This window comes from Microbacterium sp. Bi121, from assembly GCF_918698005.1.
Classification (GTDB): domain Bacteria; phylum Actinomycetota; class Actinomycetes; order Actinomycetales; family Microbacteriaceae; genus Microbacterium.
The window spans coordinates 32,648-46,603 of record NZ_CAKKLJ010000010.1; the positions used below are offsets into that span (position 1 = coordinate 32,648).

Below are 13,956 nucleotides of genomic sequence, written 5' to 3' on the forward strand. Positions count from 1 at the left end.
CGGCGCCCGTCAGTCGACGACCTCCCACGGTGAGCGGTCGTGGTCGGTGATGCCCTCCAGCGGATCCTCCGCCTGAGTCCACCACTGGGCCTCGAACGGCACGTCGTCGACGACGACCCTGGCACCCTTCTGGTAGACCTGACCGGACTTCCACTCCGGGTACGTCCCTGCGGGCACTGTCGGCAGAGCGTACGGCTCGTCCTCCGGCAGCACGGGCCCCACCAGCACCCATGAGGTCGTTTCGGCCGTCTGCGTCGGGTCATCCGGCTGGGGTCCTCCGCTCACCCACCACTTGGCCGCGTAGACGTAGCCGTGCCACACCACGCGAACATCGTGCGAGTACGAGGCGTCCTCCGACCAGATCGGGTACGGACTGGTCTCGGGGTCGTCCGGCACCGGCGTCGCGGCCGGGGTGGCTGCAGCATCCGACGGCGAGTCGTCGTAGCCGGTCGAGAGGATGCCGGCGAAGGTCTCCCCGGCCTGCTCGACGCCGCTGCACGAGTCGGACACGATCGACACGTCTGGATAGTTGGGTCCGCAGGTACGGTCGCGGTTGATCGACCACATCGACATCCTCGCGAGCTGCTTCTGCTGGGCGAAGTCGCTCAATGCTGCGGCGTCGTCGAGGGTGAACACCTCCTCGCGGACGTCGTTCTGCCCGATCATGGGCGTCGCGCCCATAACGGCCCAGGCGCCGGCCGCCGGCAGCGGCACCCGCAGGCTGCGGTAGAGCGTCGTCAGCTGGTCGTGCACGCCGTTCAGCGCCTGCATCGACGTCTCCGCCATGGTCGCGTCGCCGAGATCAGTGCCGTAGTCCATGGTCATGACGTTCACACCAGCGAGGTCGACGCCGGCCTCCAGCAGCTGCTGGACCGCGTTGACACCGGATGCGGTCAGGCCCGTCGGCGCGGTGGGCAGGGTCACCCAGACGTCGAGAGCGCCGTCGGACGCCTCTCGCTGACGCTGCAGCGCCGCGATGGCCGCCGCGCGGCGGGCGCCGGCCTCGACATTCTCGAGTCCTTCGCCCTCGAGGTCGAGATCGATCGTGGTGATCGAGTACCGGTCGATCACCCGCGAGTACGCCTGCATCAGCGACGAGGTGGTGTCGCAGGCGACGGCGAGCTCCTGATTCAGCGCGCCGCCGAACGACACCGCCACGTGAGCGCCGTCGCGCCGCATGCCGTCGATCCGGCGATCGAGGTCGAGCTTCGCGCCGGCCTCGGAGAGGCTGTAGAAGGTGCCCCAGGACGGAGCGCACCGCGTCGCGCTGGACGCGACGATGAACCCGAGCACGATCGTGTCGTCATTGCCGTCGCCGACGGTCGGCGACATCGAGACGTCCGCCGCCGTCACATCGAAGTAGCCGCCGAACCACTGCGGGCCCGCCGTCTCCGCGATCGCAGGATCGGCCCGCGTGAGGTACCACGGCACCGCGACGGCTCCCGTCGCGACGACGAGCACGACGGCGATGCCCAGGAGCACGCGCCACGGAGACAGGCGCTTGCCCGGGTGACGTCCCTGACGGGGTGCGCGCTTCCGGCTCGGCTGGTCCTGCGGCTCCTGCGTCGGCTGATCTTCGGACAACTCGAGTCCCTCCTGCCCTTCCGCGCCGCTCACGAGCGCAGCTCCAGCTCGGAGCGCGCATCGGCCTGCTCCTCGACGAGGGGCCGCTCAGGCATCGTCGCTCGCGGTGCGGACGTTCCAGGGGCCGGGTGCCCCTCGTGCAGCATCGCCCGCCAGTCGGGCGTGGCATCCTCCGTCTGCTCCGCCGGCTCCGGACGCTCGATGTCGACGTACATCCAGTCGGTCAGCCCTCTCCAGGTGTCGACGAGCCCGTTGCGGATGCCGATGTTCCCGAGGAACGCCCACGCAGCGCAGATCGCGTTGAAGGCCGAGAAGGCGAGGGTCCACCACGACGCGTCCTGATAGCTGCGCCAGGCGATGAACGCCGAGTACGCGATGATCGCGACCGGGCTGATGATGTACAGCAGCGGCGAGCTCGTGCGGTCCTTGACCTTCGGTGTGCGGGCGAACGGGATCTTGCGACCCGTCATGCCCTGCTGCAGCGACTTGAGGACGCCGGCCAGGTTCACCGGCAGCAGGATGAGGTTGAAGCCGTAGATCCGGAAGATGTCGGTGCGCTTGTATCCGCTGTAGTGGAGATCGCTGGACATGGCCAGGAAGTACGGCAGGGCGCCGAAGAGGATGAACGGGCTCACGAGCCTGTTGTCGTACGGGTAGACGAGCAGGAAGATCAAGCCGAAGCTCGCCCAGGCGATCGAGGCCATGTAGTTCATCCGCAGGGAGATCTCGGCCGTGCCGAGCGGCTTGTGCAGCCGCCGGCTGTCGCGCATCTGCCGCCACATCTTGGGCAGGATGAGCAGACCGCCGTTGGCCCACCGGCGGCGCTGCACGATCAGCGAGCCCCAGTCAGGGGGAGTGGCGCTGTAGCTGAGGCGCTCCGGATAGTTGACGAGCTTCCAGCCGAAGAGGGTGAGGTCGACGCTCGACTCGGTGTCCTCGATGACGGTGCGGTCCTGCACGTAGCGACGGACTTCGATGCCGTCGACGCTCTCGATCTCGAGGATGTCGTCGAGCGCCTCCATGCGGATCACGGCGTTGGCGCCGACCCAGAAGGTCGCGTTGTACTTCGTCATGCCCTGATGCAGGATGTGCTGCACATCGGTGGTCGCCCCCGCGAGGCGTTCGATGCGCGTCGGGGCATTGCGGAACGACGAGTAGGGCGTCTGCGTCACCGCGACGTTCGCGTTCTCGGGCTGCTCGAGGAAGTGCACCAGCCGCAGGCAGTAGTCGCGCAGCAGCAGGGAGTCGGCGTCGAGGGTGAGCACGAAGTCGGAGTATGGGATCTCGAGATCGGCCGCAGCGCCTCCCGGGGCGGGCCGCAGCATCACGCCGTCCGGAGTGACGTGCTCGACGAACCTGCCTCCCAGCAGACCGATGTACGCGTTCAGGTTCATGGCCTTGTTCGCCTCGTGCGAGAGCGATGCGTAGCGCTTGCGCTCGAACGAGGTCATCTCCACGGAGAAGATCCACACCAGGCGGCGGTAGAGCTCGTGGACCCGCTCAGGGGTCGGCGCCGAGCCTTCGGCCGCGGCCATCTCGAGCGCGACGGCGGTCGATTCCAGATCATCGGCCAGGCCTCGAAGGATCTCGTCCACGAAGAAGTCATCGACGTGGTCCTCGCGGGGTTCGGCATCCGCGAAGTCCCGCAGCCAGGTGATCGCGAGCCAGTGCTGGTCGATGAGATCGGGAAGGGCGTCCTCGGCGATGCCCGGCAGATCGCGGATGCTCTCGAAGAAGGCGAGCGCGTCGACGGCGCGCTCGCGCGGCTCGTGCAGGGCGTAGGCGATCTCTGCCGTCACGGCGCGTGTGGCGTTCAGCTTGTCGCGCGTCTCGGGGTTGCTCGGGTACGGGTCGTCGTCGATGAGCAGCACCACGCGCATCTCGGGGTACTCCTGCAGCGCGGCCGACCACAGCGTCTTGCGGATGACGCCCGGCTCCTCCGCGTAGGAGGGGACGAGCACGGTCAAGGGACGATGATCGACCGAGAAGTGCCGGTCGAGCTCGGCGCGTGCCGTGCGCCGGTGCGTGCGGAACCGCTGGAACGCCCCGTAGCGGGCGAGCAGATACATCAGGGCGGAGAAGGTGAGGAACGACACCACGACGATGTAGGACGCCGCCTCGATCATGCGCCAGGTGGTGTCGAACTCGCCCGCCAGGAACAGCGTGAGCAGAACGGTGAGCACGTAGAGGATCCACGCCGCGATGGTGAGCCAGATCGCCACTCGCGCCAGGACGAGCTTGCGCGTCGACGGACGCGCGTGTACGGCGGGAAGCGGAGCATGTGTCTTCTCCGTGCCCCACTGCCTGCGGCGTCGCGGCGTGGCCGTATGACCGTTCGTGCTGCTCATTCATGTCCCTCTCGCGCCACTGAGGCCGCGGTGCCCCATCACCGCGGCCTCAGATTCCCGCTCATGATCGTATGATCAGGCGTGCGCCGTGGGAACGCAGTCGAGCCGTTCTTTGAGTAATCTTGCGGCAGACTTGAGTATCCGTTCCGAGAGGCGAGCACGCATGGTCCGCACGCCATCGATCTGGCGCTGGCAGTTGATCTTCACGGGCGGCATCGTCGCCATCGCAGTGATGATCGCGGCCTTCCGGCCGGCGACGTTCGCGACCCCCTTGGTCGTCGCCGGTTTCGCGCTGGTCATCCTCATCACACTCGCCACGATCATGGTTCCCTGGGACCGGCTGCCCGCCATCGCGGCCGTCAGCGTCCCTCTGCTGGACGCCTTCGCGATCGGCCTGACCACGAGCACACCCGACATTCGACTCGGCTTCCTGTGGGTGTTCCCGGTCACCTGGCTCGCAACGTACTTCACCATGCCCTGGGTGTTCATCGGCATCGCCTTCATCAGCGTGTGCCTCATCGCGTTCGGCAACCACCCTGGCGATCCGGCGCAGATGATGCTGCGGGTGCTCATCGTGGTGATCACCCTCGGCTTCCTCGGCACCACACTGCGGATCGGCACCCAGCGCTCGCGCGCAGCCCGACGCCTGCTGCAGCGGCAGTCCGAACAGGTGAACACGGCTGCGACGCGCGCCGAGACGCACCAGCAGCGCGTCACGCAGATCATCGACGTGCTGGATACTGCTCTGGCAGCGATCGGCGAGGACGGCGTCATCCAGCGGATGAACGATGCCTACCGTTCGCTCTACGGACGCGATCGTTTCGGCGCGACCCTCCCTTCGCCGGCGGTCGAGTACGACGACCGCCGCGGAGAGCCGCTCCCTCCGGATCAGACGGTCCTCGCCCGAGCGGCGCGCTGCGAGCTCATGCGCGGAGAGCGAGTGTGGCTGTACGACAGCCAGGGCCGGTGGAGGGCACTGCAGGTGAGCACGCAGCAGCTCGCAGGGGCATCCGACGCGCAGCGCACGACGCTCATCATCATCGACGACGTCACCGAGGCGCTCGAAGCGGCCGAGAACCGTCGCAACGTCTCGGCGATCGTCTCGCACGAGGTGCGCAATCCGCTCACGGCCGTCATCGGACACGTAGACCTGATGCTGGAACGCGACGATCTGCCCTCCGACGTCGTCGCGCAGCTCGAGGTCGTCGCGAATGCCGGCGAGCGGATGCTGCGACTGGTGTCCACCGCGCTCGACGAGTCCAAGGACGAGCCGGTCGTGCTCTCCGAGCCCGTCGATCTGCGTCAGGTGGTCGACGCCTCAGTCGCCAGCTACCACCCGACCGCGACGAGCCAGGGGCACACGATCGAGGTCACGGGTCGCGACACCCTGCTCATCTACGGGGACGCGTTCCGACTGCGACAGGTGATCGACAACCTGCTCAGCAACGCCGTCAAGTACACACCGGCGAACGGTCGCATCGGGATCGACCTGGGCGTGGACGACGAGAGCAGGGCCGAGGTCACGATCACCGACACGGGTCTCGGCATCGCCCCGGACGAGCTCGAGCACCTGTTCGACCCGTACTTCCGTGCCGATGAGGCCAGATCGGGCGGCATCCCCGGAACGGGCCTCGGCATGGGGATCGCGCGAGACATCATCACCGCGCACTGCGGCACCATCGACATCACCAGCGAGCCGGGCGTCGGGACCAGCGTCACGCTGCGGTTCCCGCGCCAGCGCGAGGAGCGGTCGACGCACGCCTCGGCTGAGCACTCGACACAGCGTGCGACGCAGCGCACAGACGAAAGAGAGCCAGCATGATCGTCAACGCCGCTCACGACGCCATCCGCGTCGACGCCTCGACGGGGCTCGTCGCGATGGTGACTCTCGTCACGGCGCTCGTGTTCGGTCTGATCACACTCGCTCGTCCCAGTCGCGCCACGATCACGTGGGGCGTCGCGTTCGGCCTCGGTCTGCTCGGGACATACCTCTGGGTCGGGGCTCAGCAGATGGACTCGGCCGTGCTGCAGGCCGCGGCATCCGGGTTCATGATCTGCTTCGAGCCGATCATCTGGCTGGGCCTGCGCATGCATTTCGGCAAGCGTCCGATCTGGTGGCCGGTCGTGGCGTTCGTCCTCATCGCCCCCGGGAGTCTCGCGGTGACGGCTGACGGGCCGGGGTTCCAGCCCGTGTTCCGTGCGGTGTTCCTGGTCGCCGGGGTGTTCGCGGCGCTCATCGCGTACGAGCTCTTCCGCAATCCCAGCCCTCGGCGCGACATCAAACTGCCCCTTGCACTGGCGTCCTGCGCGTTCGCGATCCTCGCGGTCGTGGGCGCGGCGGCTGCGCTGTTCGACACGGAGCTCAGCCTGTCAGTGCAGCTCGACGTGCTCCGGGAGATCAACAGCGTCGGCACGCTCGTGACGAGCGTGTGCGCGGCGTTCACGCTGGTGCTGCTGGTCCGAGCCGACGGCCAGCAGGTCGACACCGCCGCGCTCGGAGCCGTGCGCGCCCGACGCCGGCTGCAGAAGGCGCGTCTGCACGGCGATCAGGCCTGGTCGATCCTCGACGTGCGCCTGGACGACACGGCCGATCTGCGTGAATCCACCACCGGCGTGGGCTTCGGACGGATCGTCGACCGGTTCCACGACGACATCATCGACAGCCTCCCCGCCGCGGCCGATGCGGATCGCGTCGACGACGACCGCTGCATCGTCATCATCCACGGCAGCGACGAGTCGGTGCAGCACCATGTGCGCACGATGCTTCGGCGGATCTCCACCATCGGAGGCGCTGGTGCCAGCGCGGGCATACGCCTGTCCGCCAGCGTCGGATGGGCCGGTGTGAGCGTCGTCGGCTACGACTACGACGAGCTCATCGAAGCTGCAGCGCAGGCCGCCGCCCGCGCGCGCGACGAGGGCGGCGATCGCTGGGAGCGGGTGAAGAAGGCGCCGACTACCCTGGAGAGGTGATCCTCGCCGTCGACACCTCGCTGGGTACGGCCGTCGCCCTCATCGATTCCGACGGTCAGGTGCGCGCCGACGCCTGCAGCCCCGATCCGCTCGGACACGCCGAGGTCATCGGCACCCTGCTGGAACGGACTGTGAGCGATATCGGCGATGGCGTCATCACGCATGTCGTGGCCGGGATGGGGCCCGGCCCTTTCACCGGCCTGCGGATCGGAATCGCCACGGCACGAGCGTTCGCGATCGGTCGCGGCATCCCCGTCGTCCCCGTCCCCAGCCACTTCGCCGCGGCCCTGTCCATCCTCGAGGCGGAGGCTCCGGAGGCCCGCTTCGCGATCGTCACCGACGCCCGCCGCCGCGAGGTGGCGATCTCCGTCTTCGACGGGGTGGATGCCGACGGCATCCCGAATCTCGTCGAACCCACCGTCCTCGTGCCCAGGTCCGGTGCGGATGCGCGGCTCGACGGCATCCACCAGATCGAGGTGGCGACACTCGACGCCGGCGCCCTCGCCCGTGTCGGGATGCTCGCGGCCCGCGCAGGCCGCGAGCTCACCGGCGTCGAGCCGATCTACCTGCGCCAGCCGGACGTCACCATCCCCGGCGCGCCGAAGCGGGTGAGCTGATGACCATCCGCACCGCGACGCCAGCCGACCTCGACGCGATCATGGCGCTCGAGAACGCCTCGTTCCCCACCGACGCCTGGAGCAGCGAGTCCATGGCCGCCGAACTCGCCACCGCGTACAGCCACTACATCGTCGATGAGGACGCCGGCGCCGTGATCGGGTACGCCGGGCTCCGATCCATTCCAGGAAACGCGGATGCCGACATCCAGACGATCGCGCTCGCCGAGGCGCGCAGGGGACAGGGCAGGGGCCGCGCCATGCTGCGCATGCTGCTGGCAGAGGCCACTGCTCGCGGGGCACGGGAGGTGTTCCTCGAGGTGCGAGCCGACAACCCGTCCGCCGAAGGCCTGTACCTGTCCGAGGGGTTCGAGGAGATCGGCCGCAGACCCCGCTACTACCAGCCCGACGATGTGGATGCCATCGTGATGAAGGTGAAACTCGCATGAACGAGCCACTGGCCTTGGAACCCCTGGTGCTGGGCATCGAGACGAGCTGCGACGAGACCGGCATCGGCATCGTCCGGGGTCGCACTCTGCTCTCGAACACCATCGCGTCGAGCATGGACGAGCACGCCCGCTACGGCGGCGTCGTGCCGGAGGTCGCCGCCCGCGCACACTTGGAAGCCCTGCAGCCGACGATCGATGCCGCACTCGCCGAGGCGCAGGTCTCGCTCCACGATCTCGATGCCATCGCCGTCACCAGCGGCCCGGGTCTCGCCGGAGCCCTCATGGTGGGCGTCGGCGCGGCGAAGGGGCTCGCGGTCTCGCTGAACAAGCCGCTGTACGCCGTCAACCACCTGGTCGGGCACATCGCCGCCGACATCGTGACGCCGGAGTCCGAGCCGCTGGAGTACCCGACCATCGCGCTGCTGGTCTCGGGCGGACACACGTCGCTCCTGCACGTGCGCGATCTCACGACGGACGTCGAGCTGCTCGGCGAGACGATCGACGACGCAGCCGGCGAGGCATTCGACAAGGTCGCCCGCCTGCTCTCGCTGCCGTATCCCGGCGGACCAGAGATCGATCGCGCAGCCGATTCCTCGCCGAGCGGAGCCGGCGACCCGAAGGCGATCCGCTTCCCTCGTGGGCTGTCGAAGGCCACCGACATGGCGAAGCACCGCTACGACTTCTCGTTCTCTGGACTGAAGACCGCTGTCGCGCGGTGGGTCGAGCGCGAGGAGGACGCCGGTCGCGCCCTGAGCGCGTCGCAGCGCGCCGATGTCGCCGCGAGCTTCCGCGAGGCGGTCGTCGACGTGCTCGTCACCAAGGCGCTCGCCGCGTGCGCCGACCGCGGCGTGCCGCGGCTGCTGCTCGGCGGAGGCGTCATCGCCAACAAGCGCCTCAGGGAGGTCGCGATCCAGCGCGCAGAGGCCGCCGGCGTCACGGTGCGCATTCCGCCGCTGAGTCTGTGCACCGACAACGGCGCGATGATCGCCGCGCTCGCCGCCGATCTCATCGCCTCAGGGCGTCGCCCTTCCACACTCGCGTTCGGTGCGGACTCGACGCTGCCCGTCACGGAGATCCAGGTCGCAGAACGCGTGGAGACACAGGGGAGCGCCGCATGAGCGACCTGGAACCGCAGAAGCAGCCGCAGGTCGAGCCTCCGCACCCCGAGGTCGAGCATCCGGCCGATCGCGCCCGTGTTCCTGGCGCCCCCCGCGGTGAGTACACGAAGATGCCCACCGGACCCGTGAGCACGGAACCCCTGGTCGCCAGCGGCCCGGCCGACACGGCGGGCATGGGGGCGGTGCAGTGGGCCCCGCACGATGAGCCTTCCGCCGATGACAACAGCCGTCTCGCTCCGTGGGCCCTCGTCGCCGCGATCGTGGCGCTCGTCGCCTCCTGGTTCGTCGGGTGGGGCATTCCGCTCGCGATCATCGCCGTGATCGCCGCGATCATGTCGCTGCGGCGGCCGGTCGAGAGCCGGGCGATCGCGACCTGGGCCCTGGTGCTCGGCCTCGCAGCCACGCTCTTCAGCCTGGGCTGGCTCATCTGGGCCGGGATGCAGCTCGAGAGAGTGGGATAAAGGATGCCGGACGCCGACTCCTCCGCAGAGCTGCGGATGCTGCGTGCCAAGGCCTACGGCCCTGGCGGAGAACTGTCGGCGGACGAGCTTGCGCGCTTGCAGGAGCTCGAGGGGCGGCTTCGGCCGTCTGCGGCGGCTTCGCCGCCTCCGCTCAACGACCCGCAGGGAGACGACGGGCAGGGAGACGACGGGCAGGGAGACGACGGGCAGGAGGACCTCTTCGGGTCGTTGAGCGAGGAGCGCAGCAGCGAGACGACCCTTCGACAGGCTCAGGAACCACGGGCTGAGCAAGCGGAGCGCGCCGAAGCCTCCACAGAAGCTCCGGCCACAGTTCGCCGCCGCTGGCCGGTGGTCGCGGCATCCATCGTCGCGATCCTCGCGATCGGGTTCGGCATCGGGTGGGCGATCTGGGGCTGGGATGCGCGGTCGTTCGCACTGACCGCCGCTCACGGCGACGAACGCGCAGAACTCGAGAAGCAATACGATCCGGGCACGGTGATCGCCATGGCCGAACAGCACGGCGCCGTCGTCTGGCGGGCCGAGCGTTCCGACGGCGCGGAGACGTGCGTCATCATCACGCTGTCCGACCGCACCTCGAGCGGCTGCACGACGTACGAGGAGCTCGAGAAGAACGGCTGGTGGCCATCCACCTCGATCACCGTCCCCGACGGGCAGGAGAACGCCGGACGATCCCTGTCCGCCGCGGTGCTGCGCACCGTCGATGGTGAGCTCGTGCCGTACATCCAACTCCAGTCCACTGACGACTGGGACTGGGAGTCCCAGTACTCCGAGGCTGAGCTCGCGCAGCTGAGGCAGATCGAGGCGGCCGGGTACAGGCCGGAGAACCTCAGCATCATCGGCAGCGATGGCGACACGAACATCTGGTACGACTGGGCGGGCCAGGGCCTGTGCATCATCGCCATCATCGACGACCAGGTCATGGACGACTGCGCGGAGGACGTCGGGGCCGACGTCGCGCTGAGCACCACGGTGGACGGTGTGCCGACGGACTACATCCTCTCGCAGACGGAGATGCGCGGCCCGCAGTTCACGGTCGTCCGTCATCCGGCGCCGACCACGGTCGACTCCGAGACCGGGGATGTGATCGATCCTTCCGGCGACGACCCGATGTTCGACGACCTCTTCAGCGACGATCCGGAGATCGACGACAAGACCGGCGAGTAGGTCTCAGACGCGGTCGGCGAGGATCGCCATCCGCTTGTCGCCGACCCGCGTGAGGATGAGCGTCGCCGACTCCGTGCCGCGCAGGGTCAGCTTCTTGCGGAAGGCCGCGGGGTCGACATCCATCCCGCGCTTCTTGATCTCCAGGGTCCCGACGCCGTGCGCCTTCAGGATCTGGTTGATCGACTTGGGGTTCGCCGCTGCGACCTCGCGCACCCTGAACGACTGCACGAACGGGCTCGTCACCGCGGCATCCCCGGTGAGGTAGGCGATCTTCGGGTCGAGCATCCCGGCATCCAGGCTCCGGGCGACATCGCCGATCAGGCGCGCACGGATGACGGCGCCGTCCGGTTCGTGGACGAACGCGCCGAGCTCGCGGGTCTCGGCATCCTCAGAGTCCGCACCCGCCGTCAGCTCGTGAGACTCGTCGCCGCGCATCACCAGAGCCGATCGCCGCACGCCCTCGCGCGCCAGGGCGCCGGACCACACGACCAGCTCGACGACGCTGCCGTCCGCGCTGACCCACTGAGCCTCTGCGTCCGCGGGGAGCGCATCGCGATCGTGCGCTGGACCGAGCTTGATGCCAACGGGCATCCGTTCCGCCAGATCGAAGGCCCAGCCGAGCGAGGGGGAGTAGTCGGATGCCGTGACGCGCCGGGTCTCGCTGTGCCCAGCCGTGCGGCGGGCGGGGTCGAGCCACACCGCCGTGCGCTTCCCGCGGAGAATCGCAGCATCTTCGGAGGAATCGGCCGGTTCGCTCCGAAGTTCATGAAATTCTCCGAAGTTGGTGGTCACGAAGTCTTCCGCAGTGCCGTGCTGGACAGTGGCATCCTCCCCGAACGGAGCGAGGTTGTACGCGGCGATCGCCGCGGTGACCTCATCCGCATCCACCGCCCGCACGCTGAGCCCGGCGCCGGCGAACGCGAGGGAGTCGCCGCCGATCCCGCAACCCAGGTCCGCGACGCTCTCGATGCCGGCGCGGCGCATGCGACCGGCGTGCCGGGCCGCCACGCCCAGACGCGTAGCCTGCTCGAGGCCCGACCTCGTGAACAGCATCCGCTCGGCGAAGGCACCGAACTTCGCGAAACCCTTCGCACGCAGATGCGCCTGGCCGACGACGGCGGACACGAGATCCGGGGAGCGACCAGCGGCGCGCAGCCGCGATACGGTCTGCGCCACTTCGGAGGTCGTGCTGATCGTCCCGACCTCGTCGAGCAGCCGAAGCCCCTCGGGGGTGAGCAGCGCGGTCAGCTCGGACATCTCCACCCGCTCAGCCTAACGACCGAGCGGGTGGAGACTGTCGCGTCAGCTGCAGGATGCGACGAGCGCGAACGACGCGTCGCCCGTCTGCATGAGGCTGGTGACGGTGGCGTCGCCCTGCCCCATGTACGCGAGAGAGCCCTTCGCGTAGTACGGGTTGTACGGGTTCACGCCGTACGACGTCGCGCGCCCAGCGGCCTTGTGATCCGCGTTGGATGCCGTGAAGCAGCCATCCGGATCAGGCGTGGGATCGGGGGTTGGCGTGGGGTCCGGCGTCGGCGTGGGGTCGGGGTCGGGATCCATGGCGTCGCGGTCGACGCGGCGGTTGTTGTCGAAGAAGAACTCCGTCACGTACGCCGGGTAGTCGATGCTGTTCGCCGAGATGTAGTTGCCGCCGCTGCCCGCGCCCGCCGGCCACGCGTGACCGAGCCCGGTGTTCTGGATCAGCGAGACCCGAGGGCCGTCGCCGTCGGAGTAGAGGGTGCCGCTGCCGTTCGTGTTCGCACCGGGAAGACCCGAGAGTGAGAACGACGACGTCGATGCGGCACCGTACAGACCGGCCATGATCTGCGCATTCAACGCGTTGTAGCCGGTTGCCACCGTCGTGTCGCTGCTGCCGTAGACGACCGACGTCAGCTGCGTGGCGAATCCGCTGGATCCCGTGCCCGCGAACGCGTTGCAGGTCGCCGTGCCCTGAGCCTTCGACACCGCGACAGCGCCGATCTGACCGGACGTCGTGCCGACCGTCGGTCCGGCGTCGATCCCGATGCCGGCGAAGACAGTCGGCGCGAGGCATCCCATGACCATCGTCTCTCCGCCCCCGGACGACAGCCCGGAGATGTAGACCTGATCCGCGTCGATCCCGAGCGCGGAGCGTGCGGTGAGCGCCGAGACGAGATCGAGCAGGTTGTCGTCGTGGCGTGATGGCGCCGAACTGGAGTGGTTCGCGTCGTAGTAGTCCCAGCAGCCGAGCAGGACTCCGCCGTTCGGAGCGGAAGGGAGCGCCACGACCATCCCGTACTGTTCCGCGGTCGCAGCCCAGTTGCCGGCGTTCTGCAGATCGGACGAGGTCTGCACGCAGCCGTGCAGGCTCACCATCAGTGCGCGGCCGGCGGGGAGAGCCGCCTGCGTCGTCGGCGTGTAGAGCCGCACGGTCATACCGGCGATCGTCTCGGACGACCACGTGCCGGGCGATGCGGCGGCGCCACCGCCGCCGGTGTCGGTGCCTCCGCCCTCGGTATTCGTGCAGCCGGGGAGACTCTCGAATCCCGGCGGACACGTGATCGCCTGGGCTGCGGCCGGAATCCCGACCAGTGCGGCCAGCGAGAGCCCCACCGTGACGAGAGCGGCAGTGAGACGCCGTCGAGGCTTGCGTGTTGGTGATTGCAACGTCATCGATCCTCCTTGATCGGTTTGCGCATCACCGTATATGAAAGCTGATTCAGGCAACAGGGGATGTGAGAAGGGCTGGCACTCGCATTGCGTGAGTGCCAGCCGACCGCCTACACTGTGATTAGCACTCTCGGGTTGAGAGTGCGAACGAGTCTTTCGTGTCAGCGTCAAGAAAGAAGAGGTAGACCGTGTCGGTTTCCATCAAGCCGCTCGAGGACCGCATCGTCATCAAGCAGGTCGAGGCCGAGCAGACCACCGCGAGTGGCCTGGTCATCCCCGACACCGCCAAGGAGAAGCCCCAGGAGGGCGAGGTCGTGGCCGTCGGCCCCGGCCGCATCGATGACAACGGCAACCGCGTCCCGCTCGACGTCGCCGTCGGCGACCGCGTGCTCTACAGCAAGTACGGCGGCACCGAGGTGAAGTTCGGCGCAGACGAGTTCCTCGTCCTGTCGGCCCGCGACGTCCTCGCCGTCGTCGTTCGCTGAGTGACTGTTCGCTGAGTCCCAGCAACACGTTTCTCGAAGGTCCGGATGCTTCGGCATCCGGACCTTCGTCGTATCCGGTGACCCCTACTGGCC

The 13,956-nt window shown here is 68.5% G+C and carries 12 protein-coding genes; 8 read left to right on the plus strand and 4 right to left on the minus strand.

The features are described 5' to 3' along the window. Positions 1 to 9: 9 nt before the first annotated feature. Together LQZ87_RS14065 and LQZ87_RS14070 are read right to left on the minus strand one after the other, a co-directional pair. The gene (locus tag LQZ87_RS14065; protein WP_230104074.1) at positions 10 to 1,617 is read right to left on the minus strand and encodes a chitinase; all 1,608 of its coding nucleotides are present in this window, start codon (positions 1,615 to 1,617) and stop codon (positions 10 to 12) included. Further along, positions 1,614 to 3,932, minus strand: a complete 2,319-nt coding sequence (locus LQZ87_RS14070; RefSeq protein WP_230104075.1) for a glycosyltransferase family 2 protein — start codon at positions 3,930 to 3,932, stop codon at positions 1,614 to 1,616. The genes LQZ87_RS14065 and LQZ87_RS14070 overlap by 4 nt, the downstream gene beginning before the upstream one ends. A 163-nt stretch (positions 3,933 to 4,095) precedes the next feature. Between LQZ87_RS14070 and LQZ87_RS14075 the strand changes: the two genes are divergently transcribed. From LQZ87_RS14075 to LQZ87_RS14105, 7 genes are read left to right on the plus strand one after another with little or no spacing between them, the layout of a single operon-like run. Beyond that, positions 4,096 to 5,754, plus strand: coding sequence for a HAMP domain-containing sensor histidine kinase (locus tag LQZ87_RS14075; RefSeq protein ID WP_230104076.1), 1,659 nt, complete (start codon positions 4,096 to 4,098; stop codon positions 5,752 to 5,754). Further along, positions 5,751 to 6,902 (plus strand): hypothetical protein, encoded by a 1,152-nt coding sequence (locus LQZ87_RS14080; RefSeq protein WP_230104077.1) that lies wholly within the window; start codon positions 5,751 to 5,753, stop codon positions 6,900 to 6,902. The genes LQZ87_RS14075 and LQZ87_RS14080 overlap by 4 nt, the downstream gene beginning before the upstream one ends. Continuing rightward, the gene (tsaB, locus tag LQZ87_RS14085; RefSeq protein ID WP_230104078.1) at positions 6,899 to 7,519 is read left to right on the plus strand and encodes a tRNA (adenosine(37)-N6)-threonylcarbamoyltransferase complex dimerization subunit type 1 TsaB; all 621 of its coding nucleotides are present in this window, start codon (positions 6,899 to 6,901) and stop codon (positions 7,517 to 7,519) included. The genes LQZ87_RS14080 and tsaB overlap by 4 nt, the downstream gene beginning before the upstream one ends. Next, a complete protein-coding gene (gene rimI, locus LQZ87_RS14090; RefSeq protein WP_230104079.1) occupies positions 7,519 to 7,965 on the plus strand; it encodes a ribosomal protein S18-alanine N-acetyltransferase in 447 nt (148 codons plus the stop codon). The genes tsaB and rimI overlap by 1 nt, the downstream gene beginning before the upstream one ends. Beyond that, positions 7,962 to 9,083 carry a tRNA (adenosine(37)-N6)-threonylcarbamoyltransferase complex transferase subunit TsaD gene (gene tsaD / locus LQZ87_RS14095; RefSeq protein WP_230104080.1) on the plus strand — a complete coding sequence of 374 codons (1,122 nt, stop codon included), beginning with the start codon at positions 7,962 to 7,964 and terminating at the stop codon, positions 9,081 to 9,083. The genes rimI and tsaD overlap by 4 nt, the downstream gene beginning before the upstream one ends. After that, entirely contained in the window at positions 9,080 to 9,544 is a 465-nt protein-coding gene (locus tag LQZ87_RS14100) for a hypothetical protein (protein WP_230104081.1), read from the plus strand. Before tsaD ends, LQZ87_RS14100 begins: the two co-directional genes overlap by 4 nt. 3 nt (positions 9,545 to 9,547) lie before the next feature. Next, on the plus strand, positions 9,548 to 10,729 hold the full coding sequence (locus LQZ87_RS14105; protein ID WP_230104082.1) for a hypothetical protein: 1,182 nt from the start codon (positions 9,548 to 9,550) through the stop codon (positions 10,727 to 10,729). 3 nt (positions 10,730 to 10,732) lie between these two features. Here the strand turns inward: LQZ87_RS14105 and LQZ87_RS14110 are convergent, their stop codons facing one another. Beyond that, positions 10,733 to 11,992, minus strand: a complete 1,260-nt coding sequence (locus LQZ87_RS14110; protein WP_230104083.1) for a class I SAM-dependent methyltransferase — start codon at positions 11,990 to 11,992, stop codon at positions 10,733 to 10,735. A gap of 39 nt (positions 11,993 to 12,031) precedes the next feature. Next, positions 12,032 to 13,381: a PHB depolymerase family esterase gene (locus LQZ87_RS14115; protein ID WP_230104084.1), complete on the minus strand. Its 1,350-nt coding sequence runs from the start codon at positions 13,379 to 13,381 to the stop codon at positions 12,032 to 12,034. A gap of 185 nt (positions 13,382 to 13,566) precedes the next feature. Here LQZ87_RS14115 and groES point away from each other — a divergent pair, with 185 nt between their 5' ends. Continuing rightward, a complete protein-coding gene (gene groES, locus LQZ87_RS14120) occupies positions 13,567 to 13,863 on the plus strand; it encodes a co-chaperone GroES (RefSeq protein ID WP_017203655.1) in 297 nt (98 codons plus the stop codon). The last annotated feature ends 93 nt before the right edge of the window (positions 13,864 to 13,956 follow it).

Bases quoted from the DNA above. Each gene is read 5' to 3' on its own strand.
- LQZ87_RS14070 (WP_230104075.1), bottom strand. From the start codon at position 3,932: ATGAGCAGCACGAACGGTCATACGGCCACGCCGCGACGCCGCAGGCAG.
- LQZ87_RS14075 (WP_230104076.1), top strand. From the start codon at position 4,096: ATGGTCCGCACGCCATCGATCTGGCGCTGGCAGTTGATCTTCACGGGC.
- LQZ87_RS14080 (WP_230104077.1), top strand. From the start codon at position 5,751: ATGATCGTCAACGCCGCTCACGACGCCATCCGCGTCGACGCCTCGACG.
- rimI (WP_230104079.1), top strand. From the start codon at position 7,519: ATGACCATCCGCACCGCGACGCCAGCCGACCTCGACGCGATCATGGCG.
- tsaD (WP_230104080.1), top strand. From the start codon at position 7,962: ATGAACGAGCCACTGGCCTTGGAACCCCTGGTGCTGGGCATCGAGACG.
- LQZ87_RS14100 (WP_230104081.1), top strand. From the start codon at position 9,080: ATGAGCGACCTGGAACCGCAGAAGCAGCCGCAGGTCGAGCCTCCGCAC.
- LQZ87_RS14105 (WP_230104082.1), top strand. From the start codon at position 9,548: ATGCCGGACGCCGACTCCTCCGCAGAGCTGCGGATGCTGCGTGCCAAG.
- LQZ87_RS14115 (WP_230104084.1), bottom strand. From the start codon at position 13,381: ATGACGTTGCAATCACCAACACGCAAGCCTCGACGGCGTCTCACTGCC.